This is a genomic window from Agrobacterium sp. ST15.13.015, assembly GCF_027871645.1.
GTDB lineage: Bacteria > Pseudomonadota > Alphaproteobacteria > Rhizobiales > Rhizobiaceae > Agrobacterium > Agrobacterium leguminum.
Genome location: NZ_JAQAHF010000024.1, coordinates 1 through 25556 on the forward strand (window position 1 = coordinate 1; position 25556 = coordinate 25556).

Here is a 25556-nt window from a genome sequence, read left to right on the forward strand (position 1 = left end):
GCAATAAGGTACCGATCTCGCTGATGAAATCAGGAGGCTCAACCAGCCCGCCTCCCTGAATGAAGCCGGAAAACTCTAGCCTCAGATGGTCCAGAAACCTGGGGCGGTTCATGTATTTCAGGGGTCAGGCGAAGCTCGAAAAGCAGCGCCGCCGGCGACCAACGAGCAATTTTCGAGCGACCGGCGTGAGCCGGACATTTTTTAGCGTCGCAGAAAGCAAGGCCTGTCGCTTTTCACAGCGCGCCTTTCCCATGGCGATGAGCGACATGAAACGGTGTTTTGATGACGAGCAGGCGGATTAAAAAAGCGACATGGAAACGGAGCCTGTTTTCATCGCTCCTCAGGGACCGCGCGGGTACCTTCGCCATCATGACCGCGCTGCTGCTGCCGGTCTTTATCATTTTGCTGGGGCTGCTTTTTGAGGGTGGCAGGGCGCTGGCCTATTACAACCAGTCAAAGCGGGTCATGGCCATGGCATGCGAAAGAGCCACCAAGCCGACACGTACCTACACGTTGCTTGACACTGTCCGGCGCGACAATGTGACCGCGGCCTTCGATGCGATGATTCAATCCACGAAGCAGAAGGTCCTCTCGCGCGACGTGCAAGTGAAATGGACTGAGACAAAAATCAATGCCGAGTTCAGTTACGGGCTGATTTTCTCGGAGATGTTCAATCTCGAGAAGCTGAAATATCGCCTTGCATACTCTTGCGAGGGCATCCCGCCCTATCCCGAGGATGATGCGGTCATCATTGACAATATGTTCGAGAGCAACGCTCTCGGCGTCGAGCGGGTTCTGAAAAACGGCGTCACCAAGGAAACCCCCGGCGGTTGCTGGGGTGTCTATCCCTATTCGGAGATCGGATGGGATGGCGGGACCGGCCCCGGCGTCGAGTTGCAGGATTGGAGCAGCCCCTGCTGCCGCCGCAATCACAACTGGCAGGGCTATCCGGCGGGAATGCAGAGCAAGAAACTCAACGAGGCCCCTACCGCCAACGACAAAGCCTGTACTTTGAAGGAGGTCGATAAGGCAAAGACCACCGACAAAATCGAAATCGACAAGGATCCGGGCACCGAGCTCTCATTGCCAACCCGTTATGTCATGGAGCTCGATAGTGACTGGGGGCCGCCTGCGCCCGGCAAGAAAAAAAATATCGAAGCCAATAGCTCGATCTACAAGGATGTCGAGCTTCATCCCGGAATATATAAGATCATGGTTTGGTATAATGGGCGCCGGGCCGTCGAGGACGTTGAGAAAACAAACGGAATCAAGATCTCGCTCCAACAGCTCCTTCCTGACCTGAAACCCCAGCAGCGGGTGTGGGAGTTGACCCAGGATAAAAACAGTATTGCCTGGACGCCGAGGGATTACAGTTTCAGGGTCAAGGCCTACTCGATCTATCGGGTGACGATTGAGGCAACCGGCCTGAGCGACAGCTTTGGTGGCATCATCACCGGTTTCCAGCTCATCTACGTGGATCGAATGGAAGAGGGCTGAGATGAAGTCCTTACTTTCCCCGCGTCGGGATAAAAGCCGTGGTGGCCCGCGCAGATGCCGGGTCGCGCATGCCAAATGTTATCGGCTGCTCGGCGACCGAAAGGCAGCAACGGCGGTGGAGACGGCTCTGCTGTTGCCGCTGTTTTTTGCGCTGATTTTCGGGACGCTCGAAATCGGCCTGCTGATGCTCTATTATCTTTATCTCTCGTTCGCATCGAATGCGGGTATCGAATATCTCCGCAAGGCGGCGTCGGACGGTAAACCGGCGACCGAGATTGCGTTGCGCAAGGCAATCGCCTCCAATTTCATTGGAGGGACTGACGAAACCACTCTCAAGATCGCCCTCTTGCCGATTCCCGACGACGATATTGCCGAAGCCAAAGTGCCCATACCGATCGTGAACGATTTTCGCCCACCCGCCGATACCGCCGGGCAGTACATTCTGGCCATCGGTTACAACTGGAATTTTTTGATGCCGACGACGCGTTTCCTCGTGCCGGACACGGGCGGCATTCATCAGTTGCGCAACATTTCCCTGGCGATCACTGCCGTGCGGGTGACGGAATGAAAAAGACGACATGGTTTTTGCGTCTTGCTGGTTTCGGGCGTTGCCGTTCTGGCGCTGCGGCGGTGGAAATGGGGCTTTTGGCGCCGCTGCTCGTCCTTATGCTTGCAGTGATCATTGAGGTCGGGCGGGGTTGGCTGAGCTATGACCGGTTCATGACGATAGTCGACAATTCAGCGCGCTGGGCGGCAAGATTCCCCGAATTCGAGGAACGGGTGCGCACGGGGGTTCCGAGCTTCGTCGTCCTTTCCGGCAGCGGCATTCTCCAGACGGGCAAACTCGACCTGACGCTGAGAAGCGTCAAACTGGTGGACAAAGTCGCCCGGCTGCAGTTTCCCGCCCACAATTTTCTGGGATCTGCCGAAGATGTGCCTTGGGAGAAAACCGTGATCGCCAACGGTTTCGTCGCTCAGGACGCTATCATTGTTGTCTCTGGGCGGTACAGCTATCGGCCTCTGATCACTGCGGTGGCCGATATCACGCTCAAATTCGAATATGTTGCGGCCGTCAACCCGTTCTTTTCCCAGCGATATCCTTACCGGAGCGGCAAATCGGATTTCGCAAAGTGGAACCTCAAGCGCTCGCCATTCAAACCGAACTGATCGGCCTCAGACAGCCTCTGTCGCGACCTGGCTTTCGCCGAGCCACGCCGCACAATCCCGCAATGCCCGCGCTGCAATGAGCTGGCGTTTCATGATCGTCTTGTCCTTGCCGCGAAAACGCTTCACGCCCTCCGGCTTGACGATCGAGCCCGGCTCCAGTTCCGGGAAAAGGCCGAAATTGATGTTCATCGGCTGGAAGGAGCGTTTGCCCGGCTCATCATCGGAAGAGAGGTGGCCGCCGGTGATGTGGTTGAGGAGCGAGCCGAGCGCGGTGGTGGCCGGCGGCAGGCTTGGGCTCTCACCCTTTTGCTCGGCGGCGGCGAAGCGTCCGGCGAGAAGGCCGACGGAGGCACTTTCCACATAACCTTCGCAGCCGGTGATCTGGCCGGCGAAACGCAGGTCCGGCCGCGATTTCAGCTTCAGCGAGCGGTCGAGCAGGATCGGGGAATCGATATAGGTGTTGCGGTGCAGGCCGCCGAGGCGGGCGAACTCCGCATTTTCGAGGCCCGGTATCATGCGGAATACATCCGCCTGAACGCCGTATTTCAGCTTGGTCTGGAAACCGACCATGTTGTAGAGCGTGCCGAGCGCATTGTCCTGTCGCAGCTGCACGACGGCATAGGCCTTGACCGTGGGGTTATGGGCGTTGGTCAGTCCCATCGGCTTCATCGGGCCATGGCGCAGCGTTTCGCGGCCGCGCTCGGCCATGATCTCGATAGGCAGGCAGCCGTCGAAATAGGGCGTGCCTTCCCATTCCTTGAAACCCACCGTGTCGCCGGCAATCAGCGCGTCGATGAAGGCGTTGTACTGCTCCTCGTTCAGCGGGCAGTTGATGTAATCCTTGCCGGTGCCGCCGGGGCCGACCTTGTCGTAACGCGACTGGTACCAGCAGATATCCATATTGATGCTGTCGCGGTGGACGATGGGGGCGATAGCGTCGAAGAAGGCGAGCGCATCCTCACCCGTCTCGGCCTGGATGGCGGCTGCGAGATCCGGCGAGGTCAGCGGGCCGGTGGCGATGATCGAGTTGCCCCATTCCTTCGGCGGCAGACCGTTCACCTCTTCGCGCACGATCGTCACCAGTGGGTGACTTTCCAGCTCTTTCGTTACGGCCTCGGAGAACCCGTCGCGATCGACGGCGAGCGCGCCGCCGGCCGGCACCTGGTGCCTGTCGGCGCAGGCCATGATCAGAGAACCGGCAAGCCGCATTTCGGCATGGATGACACCAACCGCATTGGCCGTCGCATCGTCGGAGCGGAAGGAGTTGGAACAGACCAGTTCCGCCAGCGTATCGCCCTTATGCGCGTCCGTCCCGCGCACCCCGCGCATTTCATGCAGGATGACGGGCACACCGCTTTGCGCGATCTGCCACGCGGCTTCCGAACCGGCCAGTCCGCCGCCCACGACGTGAATGGGAGAAGTGGTCTTGTCTTGCATGCTGGCGTCCATGTGCCTCCGCGGGGCAAAGGCTCCCGTCCGGCGGCTGTCTTTCGAGTGATTATTCCGCGCGGGTCCCGAAGGACGCGGCATTGTTTGCGGATGCACTAGCATGCATGGCCGGGGCAGCCAAATGTTTTTGAGGATGGGGATGTGAGAGAGGATGTGGTCTTTATGCTCGCGAGCCGCCCGAACGTAACGAGCGATCTCGTTTCCGTCCTGGATGTGTAATTTGCTGTGATGGTTGGCAGCATTTTGGTAGTGGACCATCTTCCTCCGTCATTCCGGCCTTGAGCCGGAATCCAGCCAGCCCAGGTCTTTGGGCTGAAAGGACTCTTCCCACGGCGCAGACGCGCCGTGACTGGATGCCGGATCAAGTCCGGCACGACGGGAGAGGAGCGTAGCGAACCAGCCACCGACAAGAAAGGGGGGCGGTGCCGCATGGCATGGTTCGCCGGGCCGATGTTCGTCAATCGCCGACTGGCGAGAATTTCCAGTAGATCCTGCCAGAATCAAAAACGGCGCCAGAGGCGCCGCTTTTTTACCTGTCGCTCAATCGTCGCGCCCTGGAGGTCGGGCAGCGGGACGATCGTTTACGCCTTAGCGGAACGAACGGGCTGCTACGTTACGGATGTCGTAACGGGTCAGGCCGATGTCGCTCAGAGCCTGGTTGGAAAGGCTGCCAAGTTCGTTGATCGTGCGGCGGTAGGAGATCCAGTTCTTTGCGATGCGGATGGGGTTCATGGTCGTTTCCTCAATCTATCTCTGTTGATTTCGTCTGCCGGCTCAGCGTTTCTCTGTGCTCTCGGCTGTTGAGGTTTATATATAGACATTGAGCCATGTTGTGCAGTGCAGAATTTAGGCTACTGCCATGCATTTGTGCACTATGTCGGCTAAATTTGCGGCTTTGAATATCACCTGAGCAAAATATGAGCGGAAATGCCTGTGTTTCAGGCGGTTTTGACAGGTTTGGCAGCCTTTGGCGGCGCTAAAGGCGCTTTTCGGTGTAAAAAGGCGCGTCGGGAGGGGGCTCTGACGCTATCCGGGCGCTGCGCAGATGATCGGCCATCGATGCATTTTTCATCTGCCGACCCCGCGAGCGGCTGTGGCAATGCCGCTTCGACCCGGAGAACCGCCCAAAACGAAAAAAGGCCGGAGGCGGGAGCCTCAGGCCTTTTTGGGTAGGTCGTCTCGCATCCGCCGCAAGAAGCGGCGGTGCTTATAATCAGAAGCCGACGGCGGTCTTGGCGACGCGGCGGATGTCCTGACGGCCAATGCCGAGGTCACTCAGTTCGCGGTCGGTCATGCGGCCGAGTTCGGTTACGGTCTGACGATACTTGCGCCAGTTGGTGAGCGAGCGTGCAATGTTCATTTTCATCTTCCTCTTCGTGCTGTTCAGTCTCTGCGGCCAGTCTTGGGAGGCTTTGGTCCGGGGCTGAACTCGATCTCTGTATGACCATGAATATAATCGGTTTAATCAAAACAAAAACAGACAAAGCAAGATGTCACCTATGCACGCATTGCAATGCAAGCCGATGAAACAGGCCGATTGCGGCGATTCATGCATAATTTGTGACCAATTTGTGTGCTTTTGGTGGTCGCCTGGGTCTTCGGCAGTGCGAAGGCGTGAGGGATGACCGTATAAGTGGCGGGGCAGGTTGCGGAAGCCCATCAATTGCTGGTCTGGAGCAGGGGCCGGCAATGCGGTAACCGGGCTGCGGCGCGCGCTATATATAATGTCAATGTAGCCGCATAAATATTGCCTGTTTTCTCCGCCCGCCTGCATGCGATGCGCCGGGCCATGTGGATTGGGAAGGCGATGGGAGGCGGATGCGGCGCGGCTTGCCGTTTCCGCCCAGAATCGCCCCTGTCCGGCTGTTGCGCCCTGTTCCCCGGCGCGGGTGGCGAATAAGCGGAGAGCGCGGCCGCCTCCTGCCACTGGCGCGGGGGATGAGAAAAGTCCGGAGGAAACGAAAGGCGGCGATAAGGCGTGCTTGACCCTTTCTGAACATTGTGACATACCGCCGCCCAACGTGCGGGTATGGCGGAATTGGTAGACGCATTGGTTTTAGGTACCAACGCTTCGGCGTGGGAGTTCGAGTCTCTCTACCCGCACCACAAGCAAGGCATGGCTGCGCCACGCTTGCGCCAGAGTGCATCTTTATAAGATGCGGGGAGCTTCGGGGTTCATTTCTCCCCTTTGGTCTTTTTTCCGGTGCAGGCTAAACGGCGTCCGGCAGGGGCTTGTGTAAAGAAATAAGGGAAGCCACGGCCGGGCAACGATGTTTCCGGCGCAGTGCTCGAAAGTAAACCAACGGCTGTCTGAGCACCGCCGCCATGATGTGAAGGTTAGGAAAATGCAGGTTATCGAAACGCTCGCTGAAGGGCTGAAGCGCGAACTCAAGGTCGTTATTCCGGCTGCCGACATGAAGGCCCGTCTGGACGAGCGCCTGGTTGACGCCAAGGACAAGGTTCGCATCAACGGTTTCCGTCCCGGCAAGGTGCCGATGGGCCACCTGAAGAAGATGTACGGCAAGTCCATCATGGCCGACCTCGTCAACGAGCTGGTTCGTGAAAAGCCGACCGAAATCCTTTCCAGCCGCGGCGAAAAGTCTGCGACGCAGCCGGCCATCTCCATGACCGAAGACGAGCAGGAGGCCGAAAAGATCCTGTCGGCTGAATCCGATTTCGAATTCACCGTTGCCTACGAAATCATTCCGGCCATCGAACTGAAGGCCAATGACGGCATCAAGGTTACCCGCGAAGTTGTTGAAGTCTCCGAAGACGAAATCAACGAGCAGATCCTCAAGATCGCCGAAAGCGCCCGCACCTTTGAGCCCAAGAAGGGCAAGGCCGCCGATGGCGACCGCGTCACCATGAACTATCTCGGCAAGGTTGACGGCGTTGCCTTCGACGGCGGCGCGGCCGAAGATGCCGAACTGGTTCTCGGTTCGGGCCGCTTCATCCCCGGCTTCGAAGACCAGCTGGTCGGCGTCAAGGCTGGCGATGAAAAGACCATCACCGTAACCTTCCCGGCCGACTACCCGGCTGCGAACCTTGCCGGCAAGGAAGCCAACTTCGACATCACCGTCAAGGAAGTTGCTGCTGCCGCTGCTGTTGAAATCAACGACGAACTGGCCACCAAGCTCGGTCTCGAATCGGCTGAAAAGCTGAAGGAAATCGTCAAGGGCCAGATCGAAAGCCAGTACGGCAACATCACCCGCCAGAAGGTCAAGCGTCAGATTCTCGACCAGCTGGACGAAATGTACAAGTTCGACACGCCGGCTGGCCTCGTCGACGCCGAGTTCGACAACATCTGGCGCCAGATCAACACCGATCTCGCTCAGTCCGGCAAGACCTTCGCTGACGAAGACACAACTGAAGAAGAAGCCCGCGAAGAATATCGCAAGCTGGCTGAACGCCGCGTCCGTCTCGGCCTCGTTCTCTCCGAAATCGGCGAAAAGGCCGGCGTTGAAGTGACCGAAGAAGAAATGCAGCGTGCGCTGTTCCAGCAGCTGCAGCAGTTCCCGGGCCAGCAGAAGGAAATCCTCGATTTCTTCCGCAACACCCCCGGCGCTTCCGCTTCGCTGCGCGCTCCGATCTTCGAAGAAAAGGTTATCGACAAGCTGCTCTCCGAAATCTCGGTAACGGACAAGACCGTTTCCAAGGAAGAGCTTCTGGCTGACGACGCCGAAGAAGCAACGGAAACCAAGAAGAAGGCCCCGGCCAAGAAAAAGGCCGCTGCCAAGGCTGACGACGCCGCTGAAGGCGAAGAATCCGCTCCGAAGAAGAAGGCTCCGGCCAAGAAGAAGGCCGCTGAAGGCGACGCCGAATAATCTTCTTCAGTGCAAGCTGATTGAACAAGGGGCCGTAGCGAAAGCTGCGGCCTTTTTGTTTTGGGCGTCCGGTTTCTGGGCGGTCGCGCGGGCTTCCCTGCCTTCGTCCCGATCACAATGCAGTGCAGCATGATTTTTTGCTGCATCTGCTCTTGTTCATCTCCCGTTCATCTGGCACCCTGCGCAGCATGATTTGCCCCGGCCGCTGCATGCGGTCGTTCGGGCATTATGTGCCGCTCTTGTGCGGCCTTATCGCTGCCAAACCATTGGCCTTAAGCTTTTACCGTGCCTGCCGGGTTCTCCCGGTGCGCCCTTAATTTGCAAGGGGACAAGATATGTCGCCACGAACGGGTTTTACCCTTCTATTGTCTCTTTTCACCGCCGCTGGCACCGCGGCACACGCCGATGAGGCCGGGCTGATCTGGAAGCCGGTCAAGAATTCCGACCGTTCCTATACGGCGCGTATCGGCGCGAAACTGCCGGTCGATACGCCCATTCGAGCAGGGCTGGAGATGGGCATGAGCGCTTCCAAGACGGGGCAGGTGGTGGATGCGCCGGTGCGGGTGTGGGGTAATGTCACGCTGCTGGCCGAACAGTTGCCAGGCGTCTCGCTCGCTCGCGATGTCGGCGTCATCTTCAATGCGCTGACGGGGTCGAGCAGCGTTTCCGTGACCTCGCAGCAGAAGCGCATCGTTACGCCGGAGCTGGATATCGAGGCGAACCGCAATTTCACCGTGCGTTATGACGGCACGGCGCAGCAATGGAACGGGCTGGATGTGTCGCAGTCGCTGCGCCTTTCCCGCTCCGAGACCGGCACGGCCTTTGTGCTGACGGGGGCGAGCCGTAACAGTTTCAACGAGTTCAGCAGCGGCGTGGCGGTGGAGCAGAAGATCGGCGACAATCTGACTGTGCGGGGGACGCTCGATCAGGGCTATGCGGATCATTTCCGGCCGGGGGTGAGTGCGCGGTATAGTATTCGGTGGTGAGGGGCGGGCTGGCTGTATACGGTTAGTTCGCAGGTGAGAAAGTCTCTTTAGGGGCGAAAACCTTTCCTCCGTCATGCCGGGCTTGACCCGGCATCCAGTCACGGCGAGTCTGCGCCGTGAAAGAGTCTTTCGCTATCAAAGACTTGATCGCGCTGGATCCCGGCTCAAGGCCGGGATGACGGGGTGGGGATGCTATGCTTTCTCAAAAGGCCGATTACGGCAACTCCGCCGTCTCAAAAGCCGCCCCCCGGTGCAACCTCAATCCTTCTTGATCTCACCCATGCGGTTCCACGCATCCAGCCCGGCAATCTTGTAAGCCTCGGCAAGGGTCGGATAGTTGAACGTATTCTCGACGAAATACTCCACAGTGCCTTTGAGGTTCAGCACCGCCTGGCCGATATGCACCAGTTCGGTGGCACCTTCGCCGACGATGTGGACGCCGAGCAGGCGGCGGGTTTTGAGCGAGAAGATCATCTTCAACAGCCCGCTGTCGAGACCCATGATGTGGCCGCGTGAGGTTTCGCGGAAATGGGCGATGCCGCATTCATAGGGAATGCCGCGTTCGATGACTTCTTCTTCCGTCAGGCCGCAGGTGGAAATTTCCGGTACGGCATAGATGCCGTAAGGGAAGAATTGCGGCGGTTCGCCGGCCGGTGCGCCGACGGCGTGGCGGGCGGCGATGCGGCCCTGTTCCATGGAGGTGGAGGCAAGGCTCGGGAAACCGATGATGTCGCCGGCGGCATAGATGTTCGGCACCGAGGTCTGGAAGGTTTCGGGATCGACCTTCAGACGGCCGCGGCTATCGGCCTCCAGCCCACAGGCCGAAAGATTGAGCGTATCGGTGGCGCCGACGCGGCCGGCGGCGAAGAGGACGGTCTCCGCCTTCAGGACGCGGCCATTGCCGAGCGAGACGAGGCACTTGCCGCTCTCGTCGCGTTCCACCTTTTCCGCCTTCTGGCCGAAGATCAGTTTCATGTTGCGGTCGCGCAGCTGATAGGCGAAATCCTCGACGATTTCCTTGTCGATGAATTCCAGCATGGTTTCGCGCGGCTCCACCACCGTCACCTGCGTATCGAGCGCGCTGAAAATGGTGGCATATTCGATGCCGATGACGCCGGCGCCAACGACGATCATGGAGCGCGGCAGTTCCTTGATTTCGAGAATCTCGTCCGAATCGAGCACCGCTTCGCCATCGAAGGGAATATGCGGCGGCCGGTAGGGGCGGGTGCCGATGGTCAGCAGGATGGAGGTGCCCGTCACGGTCATGATCTCGCCGTCGCTTTTCACCACCTTCATGGTGTTGGCGTCGATGAAGCTTGCCGTGCCGCGAATGTGCTGCACGCGGTTGCGGGCGAACTGGTGTTCCAGCACTTCCACTTCGTGATCCAGCGTGATGAGCAGGCGGCGGCGCAGGTCTTCGGCATCGATCTCCTGCTTGACGCGATAGGCGCGGCCGTAAAAACCGCGCTCGCGCCAGCCGGTGAGGTTGAGCGCCGTCTCGCGCAGGGTCTTCGATGGAATGGTGCCGGTGTGCACGGAAACGCCGCCGACGCGGCTGCCCTTCTCGATGACCAGAACCCTCTTTTCGAGCTTGGCGGCCTGAATGGCGGCCCGTCTTCCCGCCGGACCGCTGCCGACAACAATCAGATCGAACTGGTGCATGAAAAACCCCGGAACAGAATTATTGCGATGACCGGATGTCGCATCCGGCATGGCGTCGCCGCGAAATGGTCGTGATGCCATTTTGACGATGGGGAGTGATTCCCCTTCAGCCTTGCCCGCAAGAGTGCAATGCAACAAACGCCTGCGTCAATCTGTAGCGTAAGAATCTGACGGATTCGTAACTGGGGGTGGGGTTTCAGGAGGTTGTGCATTCATGGAGGGAGGAGGAGCGTGTGGCTTACCCCCCTCTGCCCTGCCGGGCATCTCCCCCTCAAGGGGGGAGATCGGCAGGAGGCGCGACCACCAGTTCATTCGCAAATGTAGAGATGGGCGAAACCTGCCCGCGAGTCGATCTCCCCCCTTGAGGGGGAGATGCCCGGCAGGGCAGAGGGGGGTAAGCGGCTTCAGTCCTCCTTGCGGGTGACATGGCGGTGAAGTGCTGCAAGGTCCTGACGGAGCGCGGCCAGTTCGGCCAGCACCTTCACATCGATCTTTTCATGCAGGGAAAGAACCTCAAGCTCGGCCTTCAGGTTCACCTCATAATCCTTGGCGGCCTCGAAACGGTCGCGGGCGGCCTGGCGGTTCTGCGACATCATGATGATCGGCGCCTGAATGGCCGCCAGCATGGAAAGCAGCAGGTTGAGGAAGATGAAGGGGTAGGGATCGAAAGCGCCGGTCGTCAGGATGATGGTGTTGATGACAGCCCAGAAGATCAGGAAAAAGCAGAAACCGAGGATGAAACCCCAGGAGCCGCCGACCTTGGCGATATTGTCGGCCAGCCTGTCGCCGAAACTCGCGCCAGCGGAAAATTCCGCATTGGTGTCGCTCGAAATCAGTTTCTTCTGGTGCGACAGTTCCAGAATGCGCCGCTCCACTTCGCCGATTTCGCGAGAGGAACGCTTGAAATGCGAAACGATATAGTCGGAGATATCTGACACGGTGTGTCTCCGGTTCTGATGGGGCGATGCGGATGTTATCCCGAGATAAACCCGCATGGCGGCGGAATTCAAACGATTTCCACCGCCATGCGGTTCAGGCGTCCCCGCCGAAAAACATCAGACCGATGGCGCGCCTTCGTGCAGCCAGTTGAAACCGGGGAAGAAGCGCTCGCGGCCATATTGCTGGCCGAACATCATGTCGAATTGCAGCAGGCGGTAGTCGCGCACCACGTCGGGAACGGCGTTCGGGGCAATTGACCAGTCGGGCAGGGCCTTGCCGTCGGTTGCCACCAGCATATGCCGGTCAATGACGGAAAAGGCCTGCTGCACGTCGCCCAGCGTGCCGGTGTAGAAGGGATCGGAGAAGCCCGCCGTTTTCAGCACGTGATAGGGCAAAAGTGCCGGGCTGATGGTGCCGATATTCTTGCGCACGCCCTGCTTTGAGGACCAGACGACGAGCGGCGTCTCGTGTTCCTTCTTCATCACCTCCAGCGGCGCGCGGCGGCTGGCCACCATGCCCGGCATATAGCCGCTTTCCACGAATGTCTGGCCGAGCGGCGGCAGATGGTCGCCGAACAGGACGACGATGGTTTCGCGGTCGCGCTTCTTCGCCCAGCGCATCAGTTTCAGCAGCGCTTCGTCAGCCTCCGCCACCCCTTGCGAATAGGTGGCCAGCGCCTGCGAGGCCGAGGCGGAAAGATCGCCTTCGACGCCGATGGTGTTTTCGGCATAACGGGTCGCCTCGTAGGGACCGTGTCCCTGAAGGGTGACGGCGAAGAGGAAGAGCGGGTTCTGCGCCTTTTCGGCCGTCGCCATGATCTCGTCCATCAGCGCATCGTCGGAGGCGAAGTTGCCGCGTTTTTCCATCGTCGGGAGCGTCTCTTCAGAGCGGAATTCCTCGAAGCCGAAGTTTTTGTAGACCTGCTTGCGGTTCCAGAACCATTCCTGGAAGGGGTGCATGGCGATGGCGGAATAACCTTCGCCACGGAAGAAGCTGGCGAGCGAGGGCACCGGGCGGCGGATATATTGCTGATAGGGAATGCTGCCATAGGGCAGGAAGGCGTTGGAAAAGCCGGTCAGTGCCTCAAATTCCACATTCGCCGTCATGCCGCCGAACTCGGGGGAAAAGACGTTGCCGGACTGTTTGGCGCGGATCGTCGGCATGGGATCGGCGGAGAGGTTCACATTTTCCAGCCGCGTCGGATCCCACAGCGATTCGCTCATCAGCATGATGACATCGGGGTAATCGCCCTTGTTGGCGGCAAAAGCGGCGGGTTCGGAGGTCAGGTCGGCAATGGTGTTTTCGCCGTAATCCTGCGGCGCCGAGACATTGGCCATCGGAATATTGAAGGCAAAGGCCATCAGGAAGCCGTTATGGCGGTAATTTTCCTGCTGATCCCACATCATTGGAATGATGTTGAGGCGATCGCGCACCCAGGAGTAATGTGAATAGTCCATAAGCGAGGCGAGACCCGCAAGGAGCGGCAGCGCCATCGCGAGACCAGCGGCGCGTTCGCGCCAGCTCAAGCCCGGTGAATGGCGGCGCGCCAGCAGCCACAATGCTGCGAGAGCGGCAATCGTGGCGCAGATGCCGAGGGCGACGAGTGCTGCCGTCATCGGCTGGGCCTTCAGCATGGTCGGCAGAAGCTCGAGAATCTGGCGGCCGAACAGCAGGTCGGATGGATAAAGCGGATCGGAAAGATAGGTCTGTTTCTGTGCCGAAATCAGCCCCGTCAGCGCGCAGAGCGGCGCAAGCGCGATCAGCGACAGGTAACGCCTGCCAAGAAGTGCATCCAGCGCCACGAGAAGGGCAAGCACGGCGGCAATGGTGGTCATGCCGGGGCGGGCGGAGGAGGTGAGGAAAGCGCCGACATCCGTGAGCGAGCCGCGGGCGATCCACTCCAGCGCCACGACCAGCACGACGGACGCGATCGTCAGATTGGCAAGCGGATAGGCGATGCCCGAAAGCTTGGAAAGGCTCCTTGTCCATGCAGGCGAAAAGACGAAACCAGCCTTTTCGGAAGCCGTTGTTTTTGGCGCCGAATCTCTCAAACCCATACTCCGGTATTGCAGGCGGCACGGCCGATCCGGGGAGGTGAATCGGGTGTCGCAAAAGTGTCATGTAACTGTCACATAAGCGCGATGAACGCGACATGAACTTTGAAGAGTCTGGCCGGGGCGGCGATAACCTTAGCGTGAACGCGTGCGGACGAAGCGTAACGGACGCCGCCATGCAATTGCCGCGTTGCGGAGCGGCCACGGGCGCGGTATTGAAAAGCCATGAGCGACAGACACGATATAGAGAACCATCTCCGGATTGCCGTCGGGCAGTTCAATCCCACCGTTGGCGACGTGGCGGGCAATCTCGCCAAGGCGCGCGAGGCAAGGGCAGATGCGGCGACGCAGGGCGCCGATCTTCTGCTTCTGACCGAGCTGTTCATATCGGGCTATCCGCCGGAAGATCTGGTGCTGAAGCCGGCTTTCCTGAAAGCATGCCTGAAAGCCGTGGAAGAGCTGGCGGCGGAAACCGCCGATGGCGGTCCGGGCGTCGTTATCGGTTTTCCGCGACAGGGTGAGACGGGCCGGCACAATTCCGTGGCGCTTCTGGATGGCGGCAAGATCATCGCGCTGCGCGACAAGATCGACCTGCCGAATTACGGCGAATTCGACGAAAAACGCGTTTTCTCCGAGGGCTCGATTTCCGGTCCCTATAATTTCCGCGGGGTCAGGATCGGCATTCCGATCTGCGAGGAAATCTGGAACGATATGGGTGTCTGCGAGACGCTGGCCGAAAGCGGGGCGGAAATCCTGCTGGTGCCGAACGGTTCGCCCTATTATCGCGGCAAGCTGGATGTGCGCCATCAGGTGGCGCTGCGGCAGGTTATCGAAAGCGGCCTGCCGCTCGTTTTCGCCAACCAGCTGGGCGGGCAGGACGAGCTGGTGTTCGACGGCGCGAGCTTCGGCTTCAATGCCGATAAGACGCTCGCTTTCCAGATGAGCCAGTTCGAGGCAACACTTGCCGTCACCGACTGGAAACGCACGGCAGACGGCTGGCATTGCGATAGCGGACCTTTCTCGAAGATTCCCGAAGGCGAGGAGGCGGACTATCGCGCCTGCATGCTGGGCTTCCGCGATTACGTCAACAAGAACGGCTTCAAGAGCGTGGTTCTCGGCCTTTCCGGCGGCATCGATTCGGCGATCTGCGCCGCCCTTGCCGTTGATGCGCTGGGTGAGGAGCGGGTGCGCTGCATCATGCTGCCTTACCGTTATACTTCGGAGGAATCGCTGAAGGACGCAGCCGATTGCGCGAAAGCGCTGGGCTGCCGTTACGATATTGTGCCGATCGTCGAGCCGGTGGAAGGATTCCTCTCGGCGCTTTCCGATCTCTTCGAGGGCACGGAAGAGGGCATTACCGAGGAAAACCTGCAGAGCCGCACGCGCGGCACCATTTTGATGGCCGTCTCGAACAAGTTCGGCTCCATGGTGGTGACGACGGGCAACAAGTCGGAAATGTCGGTGGGTTATGCGACGCTCTACGGCGACATGAATGGCGGTTTCAACCCCATCAAGGACCTCTACAAGATGCAGGTCTATGCCATTTCCAGCTGGCGCAACGCCCATGTGCCGCCCGGCGCGCTCGGCCCTTCGGGCGAGGTGATCCCCGCCAATATCATTTCCAAGGCCCCATCGGCCGAATTGCGCCCCAACCAGACCGACCAGGATTCGCTGCCGCCCTATCCGGTGCTGGACGATATTCTGGAATGCCTCGTCGAGAAGGAAATGTCGGTTGAGGAAATTCTGGCTCGCGGCCATGATGTGGCGACGGTGCACCGGGTGGAGCATCTGCTCTATCTCGCCGAATACAAGCGCCGGCAATCGGCCCCGGGCGTGAAGATCACCAAGAAGAACTTTGGGCGTGACCGGCGTTATCCGATTACCAATCGGTTCCGGGATAGGTGATTGAAGGAAGGCGCGGGTAGCGGATGTTTTGCCCGACGTTGCTGCTCGTTTCTTCTCCCGGGGAGAAGGTGGCCCGACGGGTCGGATGAGGGGGCAACGTTGCCGTAACTCACTGCCCTTGCCCCTCATCTCGCTGCCGCGGACTTCTCCCCGGCGGGGAGAAGAAACAAGGGGCATTCGCTCGTTCCATAACCTTCGCGTTTAAGCAAGCGGCGCGGAGAAATCCCCGCGCCGTTCGCTGATCTCAAATAACCTGCCCCACATCGATGCGGTTGCCATCCGGGTCCTCAAACACAAAGGCCCTGAGACCGTAATCCTTGTCTTGCAGGCCCTTGATGATGCGCAAGCCCTCACTCTTGCAGAGCGCATGCAGCGCATTGACATCGCTCACCATCATATGCGCCACATTGAAAGGCGCTGCCTTGTGGGTGGGCTGCAATGTCAGGTGCAGCTCGGCATTGCCCTGTTTGAGAATCATGAAGCCGACGGGAGTGCCGTTTTCGAAGGTTTTTGTGAAGCCCAGCACACCGACATAAAAGTCATGGGCTTTTTCGATATTTTTGACAGGAAGCATTGCGGCGATCCGGCCGAAGCGGATGCCGTGATCGGCGATGGTATTCATCGCGGAACCTCGGTTTTAGGAGAAACGGCAAGGGTCACGGACGGTGCCGGAGCGCTGGCGTTTTTTCCGGTTTGAATTTGCAGGACGGTGCCTGCCGCCCTAGGATCATAATCGAGGCGATGGTGGATGCAAACGGAATGTCTGCATTGCCGGGCGCTTTGAACGAGACACGGACACGCCCGGGAGGCAGAATGCGCAGCTCCATCGAAATCTTCAACATCCGCACCCGGCAGATGCGGGTGGTGTGGCAGACGCCTGATCTTTTTGAAGCGCCGAACTGGTCGCCGGATGGAAAATATCTGCTGCTGAACAGCGAAGGGCTGCTTTACCGCCTGTCACTTGCCGGTGATGTTTCGCCGGAAAAGGTCGATACCGGCTTTGCGACGCTCTGCAACAACGATCACGGCATTTCGCCGGATGGTTCGCTTTACGCCATTTCCGACAAGGTGGAATTTGGCAAGAGCGCCATCTACCTCATGCCCTCGGTGGGCGGTGCGCCGCGGCTGATGACGAAAAATCTTCCCTCTTACTGGCATGGCTGGTCGCCGGATGGGAAAGGTTTTGCCTATTGCGGCATTCGCGATCAGGTCTTCGATATCTATTCGATGGATATAACAAGCGGCGTCGAGACGCGGCTGACCCATGGCGAGGGCCGTAATGACGGGCCGGATTATTCGCCTGACGGTGAGTGGATCTATTTCAATTCCAGCCGCACCGGGCGAATGCAGATCTGGCGCGTGCGGGTGGATGGTTCAGCCGTCGAGCGCATTACCGACAGTCCCTATGGCGACTGGTTTCCGCACCCGTCTCCGAAGGGAGACAAGGTGGTGTTCGTTTCCTATGACGGCGACGTTTTCGACCATCCGCGCGATCTCGATGTGCGGGTGCGGCTGATGGATATGGATGGCGGCGATGCCGAGACGCTATTCGAACTTTTCGGCGGGCAGGGAACGATGAATTCGCCCAACTGGTCACCGGATGGGGATGAGTTCGCTTATGTCCGGTATTTCCCGGTGGAATAATGGGGGTGAGGCGGGCCACATTGCCGCACCACCGGCAGGATGCTTGCATTCGCAAACTTTTTTGCCCATAGCTTGCCTGTCAGGTGCCTGCCCTTGCGGCGGGAGAATCGGGAATCCGGTGAAAGACCGGAACGTGCCCAGCGCTGTGAGGCGGACGTTCTTTTTTTAAAGCCACTGGAGCAATTCGGGAAGGCGAAAAGGGCGGATGAAGCCTAGTCAGAAGACCGGCCTGACGGGGTAGACCGAACCGCGCGGACGGCGGCAGGTTGTTGTCGAGGCGGGGTGCGCATTTGCGCCCGGCCTTCGCATTGTTGGGGATAGACGATGCCAGCCAGTTCGTTCGATCATGCGCTCTCGCCCGCCCGCCCGTTTTCCTGTGAGGAACGCGAGGCCATTTACCGCGCCATCGAGACCCGTCGCGACGTGCGCGACCAGTTCCTGCCGGACCCGCTGCCGGATGATCTGGTGGAACGTCTTTTGAAGGCGGCTCATTCCGCGCCCTCGGTCGGTTTCATGCAGCCGTGGAATTTCACACTCATCACCGATGGCGCGATCCGTCAGGCGGCCTTCGTGGCCTTCAGCCGCGCCAATGAGGAGGCGGCGGCGATGTTTACGGGCGAGCAACAGGCGCTTTATCGCAGTCTCAAACTTGAAGGCATCCGCAAGGCGCCGCTCAGCATCTGCGTTACCTGCGATCCGACGCGTGGCGGCAAGGTGGTGCTGGGCCGCACCCATAATCCGCGCACGGATGTCTATTCCACCGTCTGCGCCATTCAGAATCTCTGGCTCGCGGCGCGCGCCGAAGGCATCGGCGTCGGCTGGGTGAGCATTTTCCACGATAGCGACATTCGCACCATTCTCGATATTCCCGACCATATCGAAATCGTCGCCTGGCTTTGCCTCGGCCGTGTCGATGCGCTCTATAACGAGCCGGAACTGGCGGTGAAGGGCTGGCGACAGCGCGTGCCGCTGGAGGAACTGGTGTTTCGTAACCGCTGGGGCGGGGTTTAGAAGCGGAGGCCTGTGAACAAGGCGGGGCCTTGCCGTGTGTTTCTTCTCCCCGCCGGGGAGAAAGTGGCCCGAAAGGTCGGATGAGAGGGCAAGCTCTCCGAATATCGCTGACGCCGCACTCTCATCGCGCTGCCGCGGAGTTCTCCCACTCGGGGAGAAGAAACAAGCGGCGCCTGCTCGCTCCGCGATTTATGTCACTGCTGCGGCTGTATACCCTTCAATGCCGGGTTCTTCAGGTCGATCCGGCCCGTCTGGTCGGGCAGGAATTTCGGGCCTATGACGCGGACGCGGCTGTCGTTGGGGTCATAGTCGCGTTCGGGAACGGGCTGTTCCGGCGGCTTGGCGGCCTGTCGCTGTTCGGTGGGTTTCTCAGCCTTGTCACCTTGCGGTGATGGAATGGTGGTGATGCCGGAATAGGGTTTTTCGGGCTGCGGCCGGGCGGCCTCTTCCTGCTTTTGCATTTCCTTGTGATAGGCGGCCATGTTGCAGGCGCAGCCCGGCGCTTTTGCCGTGGCGTTCCTGTAGGCGAAGGCGGTTGGCAGGTCCCTGTAGGGCTTGCCTGTTTCCGCAGACACCATGTCGGCGGTTTCCTGATCCGTCATGGAATGGAAATAAAGCTCCGTCTCGGTGCCCGGACACATTTTCTCGCACTGCTCCGCCTGGGCGCGGAAATCAAGCGGCGAGGCATTGGACGCGATGGGGAAAAACGAGCCGTCGCAGGTGCGCACGCAGAGTGTGCGAAGCCCACCCTCGGCGGCGGCGTTGGGGTAGGGCGAAAGCCCAGCCTGTCCCGGCTCGTCGTCGTTCTGCGGGCCATTCTGCCGAAAGGCGTCGGGATAACGCGTCACGTCCGGAGGCGGAGGCAATTGTGTTTCCGTTTGCGGCAGGGTGTTGCAGCCATTGGCATCGAGGGCGGCGAGGATGCGCTGACGCCTGATGTCGCCGTCGTTGTCACGCGCGGCCGCCATGGCGTCGTCGCGGTCACGGATGATGGCGTCGCGCTCGCTTTCCGCTTCCGCCAGCGCATCGCCGATCTCGGCGCAGATACCGGCATTGGGATTGCCATAGACGATGACGCTGCCGGATGAGCAGCCATAGCCGCGCAGGTCGTTCCTGATCTTGCGGATGACGATGTTCTGGCGGGCGAGCGCATTGGCATAACGGCGCACCTCTGCCGTGTTGCCGATGACGCGTGGTGGTTCGCGCAATTGCGCATAAAGCGTATCGCAGACCTGATCCGCGAAGGCGGCCGCCGGGGCGAGGAAAACAAGGGGAAGCAGGAGGCCGATGATGCGGCTGCGGCGGGTCAATTGTTCGATCCGTTCGATGTCCCCGGCTGGTGGCAGGGGCGTTATACTTCACGACATCCGTGTTTCGGGAAGATAACATAAGCTGTTGCCGCAATGCGGCAACAGCCTGTTCAAAATTACGTTAATGCGCCCGCAGCATCACACCGAAGGGTGCGAGGCCTGCACCACGGCAAACGCCGCCATGTTGACGACGCCGCGCGAGGTGACGCTGGGCGACAGGATATGGGCGGGCAGGGCCGTGCCGAGCAGGATCGGGCCGACATGCAGGCCTTCCGTCAAGGTGCGGGTGACGCCGAGCGTGATGTTGGCGGCATCGAGGTTCGGGAAGACCAGCAGGTTCGCTTCGCCGGTCAGCACGCTGTTCGGCATGGCGCGCTTGCGCAGCGCTTCCGAAAGGGCCGAGCCGCCCTGCATTTCGCCATCCACTTCCAGTTCCGGTGCGGCCTCCTGCACGATCTTCAGGGCGCGGCGCATCTTGCGGGCGCTTTCGGAATCGCGCGAGCCGAAATTGGAATGGCTGGCGAGGGCGATCTTCGGCGTGATGCCGAAGCGGCGGATTTCCTTGGCCGCGAGAATGGCCATTTCCGCCACTTCCTCGGAGGTCGGGTCGTAATTCACGAAAGTATCGGTGAGGAACAGCGCACCCTGCTGGGTGATGAGCAGGCTGAGGCCCGCGAAGGAACGCACGCCTTCCTGCTTGCCGATGATCTGGTTGACGTCGCGCAGGTGGCGGTCGTAACGGCCTTCGAGGCCGCAGATCAGCGCATCCGCTTCGCCGCGCTTCACCGACAGCGCGCCGATGACGGTCGTGTTGGTGCGCACGATGGTGCGGGCTGCTTCCGGGTTGATGCCGACGCGGCCGACAAGGGCGAAATAGTCATCGACATAGTCGCGGTAGCGCGGATCGTCTTCCGGGTTGACCACGGCGAAATCCGTATGCGGGCGGATGCGCAGGCCGAAGCGCTTCAGGCGCGTTTCGATGATCTGCGGACGGCCGATGAGGATCGGGATGCCGGTGCCTTCTTCCAGAAGCACCTGGGCGGCGCGCAGTACGCGCTCGTCTTCGCCTTCGGCAAAGATGATGCGCTTCTTTTCGGCGGCTTTCGCGGCATTGAAGACCGGTTTCATGATGAAGCCGGAACGCCAGACGAAACGGTTCAGCTGGTCGAGATAGGCTTCGAAATCGGTGATCGGCCGGGCGGCGACACCGCTTGCGGCCGCAGCGCGGGCAACGGCTGGCGCAATGCGCAGGATGAGCCGCGGATCGAAGGGCGAGGGGATGAGGTAGTTCGGGCCGAAGACCGGCGTTTCGCCGCTATAGGCCTTTGCGGCCACTTCTGAAACTTCCTCACGCGCGAGTTCGGCGATGGCCTGCACGGCGGCCATCTTCATTTCCTCGTTGATCGTGGTTGCGCCGCAATCCAGCGCGCCGCGGAAGATATAGGGGAAGCAGAGAACGTTGTTCACCTGGTTCGGGAAATCCGAACGACCGGTGCAGATCATCGCATCCGGACGGGCCGCACGCGCCGCCTCCGGCATGATTTCCGGATTGGGGTTGGCAAGCGCCAGGATCAGCGGGTTCTCCGCCATGCGCTCCAAGAGTTCCGGCTTCAGCACGCCTGCGGCGGAAAGGCCGAGGAAGACATCCGCGCCGTCGATGGTTTCGGAGAGAACGCGCTTGTCGGTCTTCTGGGCGTAAACTTCTTTCCACTCGTCCATCAGCGTGTTGCGGCCATCGTAAACGAGGCCTTCAATGTCGTGGACCCAGATGTTTTCTTTCTTCGCGCCCATGGAAACGAGCAGGTTGAGGCAGGCAAGGGCTGCCGCACCGGCGCCCGAGGCGACGATCTTGACGCTCGAGAGCGATTTTCCGGCGAGTTCCAGCGCATTGGTGACGGCGGCGGCGACGATGATCGCGGTGCCGTGCTGGTCATCGTGGAAGACCGGGATGTTCATCTTTTCGCGCAGCTGGCGCTCAACCTCGAAACATTCCGGCGCCTTGATGTCCTCAAGGTTGATGCCGCCGAAGGTGGGCTCCAGCGCTGCGATGGTGGAGACCATGTCGTTGATGCCGGGCGCATCGATTTCGATATCGAAAACGTCGATGCCGGCGAATTTCTTGAAGAGGACGGCCTTGCCTTCCATCACCGGCTTGGAAGCGAGCGGGCCGATATTGCCGAGGCCGAGCACCGCCGTGCCGTTGGAGATGACGGCGACGAGGTTGGCGCGGGCGGTATATTCCGCCGCCGTTTCCGGATTTTCATGGATGGCGAGGCAGGGGGCGGCAACACCCGGCGAATATGCCAGCGCCAGATCGCGCTGGTTGCCGAGCGGTTTGGTGGCCTGGATTTCCAGCTTGCCGGGGCGCGGATAGCGGTGGAAAAAGAGCGCCTGTTCCTCGATGTCGGCCTTTGCCGTGTTGGCGGGCGTGTTGTTCTTATCGTGAGAGGTCATTCTTCCACCGTCATGTCTGGTTCAATTCCGGACCCCTGAATACAACAAACTTCCCCGTGGTACAGCCGTTATTTGACCGCACCTTATGCAAATGCGGCCATGGCTTATTCGCGTTTTCGTGAAGGCTTTCGTCATATTCCCTATAAAAACCGGCGTCTGTCATGTTGCTGAAACACGAGTCTGGTTCTGAGAGGTAAGAAAGCCGCAGGGACGCAACCGAACAGGGGGATGAAATCCGTGGCCGGTCAAATCGAAACCAGACAGTTCAGAACGCTTTTCATTTCGGATGTCCATCTTGGCTCCAAGGCGGCCAAGACGGATTATCTGCTCGACTTCCTGAAACATCACGAGGCCGAAACGATCATTCTCGTCGGCGACATCGTCGACGGCTGGCGTCTGCGCCGCAGCTGGTACTGGCCGCAGGGCTGCAACGACGTGGTGCAGAAGCTCCTGCGCAAGGCCCGCAAGGGAACGCGCATCGTCTATATCCCCGGCAATCACGATGAATTCCTGCGGGAATTTCCGGGCATGCATTTCGGCGGCATCGAAGTGGCCGAGCGCATGATCCATGAGGCCGCCGACGGCAAGAAGTACCTGATCATCCATGGCGACGAGTTCGACGTGGTGGTGCGCAACGCCCGCCTGCTCGCCTATCTCGGCGACTGGGCCTATGACGCGGCAATTGCGCTCAACATCGCCATCGCCGCCGTGCGCCGCCGCATCGGCCTGCCTTACTGGTCGTTCTCGGCCTGGGCCAAGCTGCAGGTCAAACACGCGGTCAACTTCATCGGCGAATTCCAGCGCGTGGTGGCCGACGAGGCGCGACGCAACAATGTCGACGGCGTGATCTGTGGGCACATCCACCACGCTGTCATGGAAGACATGGACGGCATCCGCTACATCAACACCGGCGACTGGGTGGAAAGCTGCACGGCGATTGCCGAAAATGCCGATGGCAGCTTCGAGCTGATCACCTGGATGCAGACGAGCGACGTTACCGCCGAACACACATCGGACGAGATGGAGCCGGTGGATATTCCAGGGCTGATCGGGAAGCACGCGGCCTGAGTCGGCGCGTTTGGTTGCAGGCTCACCTGTAAACGAAGTGTTTGGCAAAAATTGTGGCATCCGCATACCGTCATCCCGGCCCTGAGCCGGGATCCAGTGCGACCAAGTCTTTGATCGCGTAAGACCTATTTCTCACGGCGCACACGCCGTGGCTGGATGCCGGATCAGGTCCGGCATGACGGAGGTGAGGCTTTAGAGCCTTCCCAGTAACCTTCCGGTTAGGCACCGGCGAGATGGTGCGAACGCAGCCTCTCGACACGAACCCAGTGCGGACCCTTAACGAGAGTTCTACCCCCACAATTCCGGCCGTGCCGGATAAACCAGCGAACCCTCATAAACCAGCCCCGGCTCACGATCCTGCGCCAGCAGCAGCGGTCCGTCGAGATCGGCGAAGGCCGCGCCCTGCGCCGCCAGCACGGCGGGCGCCATGCCGAGGGAGGTGCCGAGCATGCAGCCGACCATGATGGTGAAGCCGAGCCGTTCCGCTTCCGCCTTCATGACAAGCGCTTCGGTCAGGCCGCCGGTCTTGTCGAGCTTTATGTTGATCGCATCGTAACGGTCGCGCAGGGCGGCGAGGTCCTTCGTGGAATGCACGCTTTCGTCGGCGCAGATCAGCACCGGATGGTCGATGCGGGCGAGGATGTCATCCTTGCCGGCGGGTAGCGGCTGCTCGATCAGCGATATCTTCAGCTCTGCCGCAAGCCGCAGATAATATTCGATATTATAATCGTTCCAGCCCTCATTGGCGTCGATGATGATGCGCGCTTCGGGTGCGGCGGCGCGCACGGCCCTTAGACGCGCTTCGTCGTCCGCCGTGCCGGTCTTGATCTTCAGCAGCGTGCGGCCTGCGTTTTCCGCCGTTTTCGCGGCCATGGTCTCGGGGTCGGCAAGCGAGATGGTGTAAGCGGTGACGAGCGGCTTTGCCGCCTGTCGAACGATGCGCTCGGCAACGGTTTTGCCGGTGATCTTGGCTTCGAGGTCCCACAGCGCGCAATCCACCGCATTGCGGGCGGCGCCGGGTTGCATCGCCTGTTGCAGTTCCTGCCGTGTCACACCGCCGGCGATCTGCTCCGCCATCGCCTCGATATCGGCAATGACGCCTTCAATACTTTCGCCATAACGCGGATAGGGCACACATTCGCCGATACCGGTAAAGGAACCATCGCGGATGGTGCACGTTACGACATCCGCGTGGGTGCGGGTGCCGCGTGAAATGGTGAAGCTGCCGGCGACGGGAAAACGTTCCGTTGTGGCTTGAAGGTAACGGGGCATGTTTTTTTCACTTCCGATTGGGCGGCAAAAGACACATGACGCCAAATTTATCACGAATTGTCGGCCGTCACTGTGGCTTGCCGGAGGCCAAAACGTTATGAAACCTTTAAGAATCTCGTGACGGCTGCACTCGCTCGGAGCATTATGCAAGAACAGGACACACGGCAACAGGCGAACCCGGCCGCAATCACCGAAGACGATAGCGTCTCCGGCGGCGGCTTGCGTTTTGTCATGAGCGGTTCCTGGCGCAACAGCAATCTCGCCGGTGTTTTCCCCAGTCTTGAAAAGCTCGAAAAGAGCAAATCGGCCGGCCCGGTGGAAATCGATCTTTCTTCCGTCGAGGCCATCGATACGACGGGCGCATGGATCATCCAGCGCCTGCGCAAGGACCTCGAGGCAAATGGCGCCACCGTCACCGTGACGGGCAATGACCGTATCGAAGAGGTCATCGGCCAGTTGCCCGAAAAGGTGGAGATGGAGGGCGAGGCGCCCAAGAAGGTGGGGCTCGCCGAGCGTATTTTTGCGCCCATCGGCAAGGCCGTCATTCAGAACGGCGCGGATTTCCTGGCGGGCATGTATATTCTCGGCTCGGCCGTGCGCGGCGCGCAGATGAAGCTCGGGCGCGGGCGCGGCGTCTCGCCGGCGGCGATCGTCAACCAGATCGACCATATGGGCGTGCGCGCCGTTCCGATCATCATGCTGATGTCGTTCCTGATTGGTGCGATCATCGCCCAGCAGGGTGCGTTTCAGCTGCGTTATTTCGGTGCGGAAGTCTTCGTTGTCGATCTGGTCGGCATTCTGCAATTGCGTGAAATCGGTGTGCTTCTGACCGCGATCATGATCGCCGGCCGCTCCGGCAGTGCCATCACCGCCGAAATCGGCTCCATGAAGATGCGCGAGGAAATCGACGCGCTGAAGGTGATCGGCCTCAACCCCGTCGGCGTGCTGGTGTTTCCGCGGTTGGTGGCGCTCACCATCGCGCTGCCGCTTTTGACCATTCTCGCCAATTTCGCAGCGCTTTTCGGTGCGGCCATCGTGGCCTTTGCCTATTCCGGCATAACCTTCGAGGTGTTCCTGTCGCGCCTGCATGGTGCCGTGGAGGAATCGACCATTGCCGCCGGCATGATCAAGGCGCCGTTCATGGCGCTCATCATTGGCATCGTCGCGGCCGTTGAAGGCATGAAGGTGGGCGGTTCGGCCGAATCGCTCGGCCAGCACGTCACCTCCTCGGTGGTGAAGTCGATCTTCGTCGTCATTCTGGTGGATGGTCTTTTCGCCATCTTCTACGCAGCCATCGATTTTTAGGGAGGGCGC

Annotated in this window: 21 protein-coding genes, 1 tRNA gene and 1 riboswitch; of the genes, 12 read left to right on the top strand and 10 right to left on the bottom strand. The window is 60.0% G+C overall.

All coding sequences use genetic code 11. The annotated features are described in order from the left end of the window. Window positions 1–110: 110 nt before the first annotated feature. The 4 genes from PIB16_RS24630 to PIB16_RS24645 all read left to right on the top strand — a co-directional run bounded on the left by PIB16_RS24630 (window position 111) and on the right by PIB16_RS24645 (window position 2664). Window positions 111–302, top strand: coding sequence for a hypothetical protein (locus tag PIB16_RS24630; RefSeq protein ID WP_271046514.1), 192 nt, complete (start codon window positions 111–113; stop codon window positions 300–302). Window positions 303–369: 67 nt separating this feature from the next. After that, on the top strand, window positions 370–1497 hold the full coding sequence (locus PIB16_RS24635; protein ID WP_271046515.1) for a pilus assembly protein: 1128 nt from the start codon (window positions 370–372) through the stop codon (window positions 1495–1497). 1 nt (window position 1498) lies between these two features. Further along, complete coding sequence (locus tag PIB16_RS24640) at window positions 1499–2065, top strand: TadE/TadG family type IV pilus assembly protein (protein ID WP_078053059.1); 567 nt, start codon at window positions 1499–1501, stop codon at window positions 2063–2065. Beyond that, complete coding sequence (locus PIB16_RS24645; protein ID WP_271046516.1) at window positions 2062–2664, top strand: TadE/TadG family type IV pilus assembly protein; 603 nt, start codon at window positions 2062–2064, stop codon at window positions 2662–2664. The genes PIB16_RS24640 and PIB16_RS24645 overlap by 4 nt, the downstream gene beginning before the upstream one ends. A gap of 6 nt (window positions 2665–2670) precedes the next feature. Here the strand turns inward: PIB16_RS24645 and trmFO are convergent, their stop codons facing one another. The 3 genes from trmFO to PIB16_RS24660 form a co-directional block, all read right to left on the bottom strand. Then, complete coding sequence (gene trmFO, locus PIB16_RS24650) at window positions 2671–4113, bottom strand: methylenetetrahydrofolate--tRNA-(uracil(54)-C(5))-methyltransferase (FADH(2)-oxidizing) TrmFO (protein ID WP_161987884.1); 1443 nt, start codon at window positions 4111–4113, stop codon at window positions 2671–2673. A gap of 588 nt (window positions 4114–4701) precedes the next feature. Next, window positions 4702–4845, bottom strand: coding sequence for a DUF1127 domain-containing protein (locus PIB16_RS26815; protein ID WP_003495735.1), 144 nt, complete (start codon window positions 4843–4845; stop codon window positions 4702–4704). A 481-nt stretch (window positions 4846–5326) separates the two neighbouring features. Beyond that, window positions 5327–5473 (bottom strand): DUF1127 domain-containing protein, encoded by a 147-nt coding sequence (locus tag PIB16_RS24660; protein WP_004433052.1) that lies wholly within the window; start codon window positions 5471–5473, stop codon window positions 5327–5329. Between the two features lie 663 nt (window positions 5474–6136). On the opposite strand from PIB16_RS24660, the gene PIB16_RS24665 reads away from it, so the two are divergent. The 3 genes from PIB16_RS24665 to PIB16_RS24675 all read left to right on the top strand — a co-directional run bounded on the left by PIB16_RS24665 (window position 6137) and on the right by PIB16_RS24675 (window position 8923). Next, window positions 6137–6219: transfer RNA gene (locus tag PIB16_RS24665), tRNA-Leu, on the top strand. A 239-nt stretch (window positions 6220–6458) separates the two neighbouring features. After that, entirely contained in the window at window positions 6459–7937 is a 1479-nt protein-coding gene (gene tig / locus PIB16_RS24670; RefSeq protein ID WP_271046517.1) for a trigger factor, read from the top strand. Window positions 7938–8272: 335 nt separating this feature from the next. Continuing rightward, window positions 8273–8923: a hypothetical protein gene (locus tag PIB16_RS24675; RefSeq protein WP_271046518.1), complete on the top strand. Its 651-nt coding sequence runs from the start codon at window positions 8273–8275 to the stop codon at window positions 8921–8923. Between the two features lie 258 nt (window positions 8924–9181). Here the strand turns inward: PIB16_RS24675 and sthA are convergent, their stop codons facing one another. The 3 genes from sthA to PIB16_RS24690 all read right to left on the bottom strand — a co-directional run bounded on the left by sthA (window position 9182) and on the right by PIB16_RS24690 (window position 13581). Then, window positions 9182–10585, bottom strand: coding sequence for a Si-specific NAD(P)(+) transhydrogenase (sthA, locus tag PIB16_RS24680; RefSeq protein ID WP_271046519.1), 1404 nt, complete (start codon window positions 10583–10585; stop codon window positions 9182–9184). Between the two features lie 404 nt (window positions 10586–10989). Beyond that, the gene (locus PIB16_RS24685; RefSeq protein ID WP_065656128.1) at window positions 10990–11523 is read right to left on the bottom strand and encodes a DUF1003 domain-containing protein; all 534 of its coding nucleotides are present in this window, start codon (window positions 11521–11523) and stop codon (window positions 10990–10992) included. A 117-nt stretch (window positions 11524–11640) separates the two neighbouring features. After that, entirely contained in the window at window positions 11641–13581 is a 1941-nt protein-coding gene (locus PIB16_RS24690) for an LTA synthase family protein (RefSeq protein WP_271046520.1), read from the bottom strand. A 222-nt stretch (window positions 13582–13803) separates the two neighbouring features. On the opposite strand from PIB16_RS24690, the gene PIB16_RS24695 reads away from it, so the two are divergent. Beyond that, window positions 13804–15483, top strand: coding sequence for an NAD+ synthase (locus tag PIB16_RS24695; protein WP_125146645.1), 1680 nt, complete (start codon window positions 13804–13806; stop codon window positions 15481–15483). 244 nt (window positions 15484–15727) lie between these two features. Here the strand turns inward: PIB16_RS24695 and PIB16_RS24700 are convergent, their stop codons facing one another. Beyond that, window positions 15728–16105 (bottom strand): glyoxalase superfamily protein, encoded by a 378-nt coding sequence (locus PIB16_RS24700; protein ID WP_271046521.1) that lies wholly within the window; start codon window positions 16103–16105, stop codon window positions 15728–15730. 191 nt (window positions 16106–16296) lie between these two features. On the opposite strand from PIB16_RS24700, the gene PIB16_RS24705 reads away from it, so the two are divergent. Both PIB16_RS24705 and bluB read left to right on the top strand, forming a co-directional pair. After that, entirely contained in the window at window positions 16297–17127 is an 831-nt protein-coding gene (locus PIB16_RS24705) for a TolB family protein (protein ID WP_271046522.1), read from the top strand. 64 nt (window positions 17128–17191) lie between these two features. Continuing rightward, a riboswitch (cobalamin riboswitch) is annotated at window positions 17192–17374 on the top strand. A 77-nt stretch (window positions 17375–17451) separates the two neighbouring features. After that, on the top strand, window positions 17452–18138 hold the full coding sequence (bluB, locus tag PIB16_RS24710) for a 5,6-dimethylbenzimidazole synthase (RefSeq protein ID WP_142846531.1): 687 nt from the start codon (window positions 17452–17454) through the stop codon (window positions 18136–18138). Window positions 18139–18332: 194 nt separating this feature from the next. Here the strand turns inward: bluB and PIB16_RS24715 are convergent, their stop codons facing one another. Further along, window positions 18333–19448 carry a DUF2865 domain-containing protein gene (locus PIB16_RS24715; protein WP_174044370.1) on the bottom strand — a complete coding sequence of 372 codons (1116 nt, stop codon included), beginning with the start codon at window positions 19446–19448 and terminating at the stop codon, window positions 18333–18335. A 138-nt stretch (window positions 19449–19586) separates the two neighbouring features. Further along, window positions 19587–21902 (bottom strand): NADP-dependent malic enzyme, encoded by a 2316-nt coding sequence (locus PIB16_RS24720; protein ID WP_078053050.1) that lies wholly within the window; start codon window positions 21900–21902, stop codon window positions 19587–19589. 228 nt (window positions 21903–22130) lie between these two features. On the opposite strand from PIB16_RS24720, the gene PIB16_RS24725 reads away from it, so the two are divergent. Continuing rightward, window positions 22131–22970: a UDP-2,3-diacylglucosamine diphosphatase gene (locus tag PIB16_RS24725; RefSeq protein WP_271046523.1), complete on the top strand. Its 840-nt coding sequence runs from the start codon at window positions 22131–22133 to the stop codon at window positions 22968–22970. A 288-nt stretch (window positions 22971–23258) separates the two neighbouring features. Here PIB16_RS24725 and dgcA read toward each other — a convergent pair whose 3' ends face one another. After that, on the bottom strand, window positions 23259–24242 hold the full coding sequence (dgcA, locus tag PIB16_RS24730; RefSeq protein WP_271046524.1) for an N-acetyl-D-Glu racemase DgcA: 984 nt from the start codon (window positions 24240–24242) through the stop codon (window positions 23259–23261). A 144-nt stretch (window positions 24243–24386) separates the two neighbouring features. Between dgcA and PIB16_RS24735 the strand changes: the two genes are divergently transcribed. After that, window positions 24387–25547 carry an ABC transporter permease gene (locus PIB16_RS24735; RefSeq protein ID WP_080856411.1) on the top strand — a complete coding sequence of 387 codons (1161 nt, stop codon included), beginning with the start codon at window positions 24387–24389 and terminating at the stop codon, window positions 25545–25547. Window positions 25548–25556: the final 9 nt, after the last annotated feature.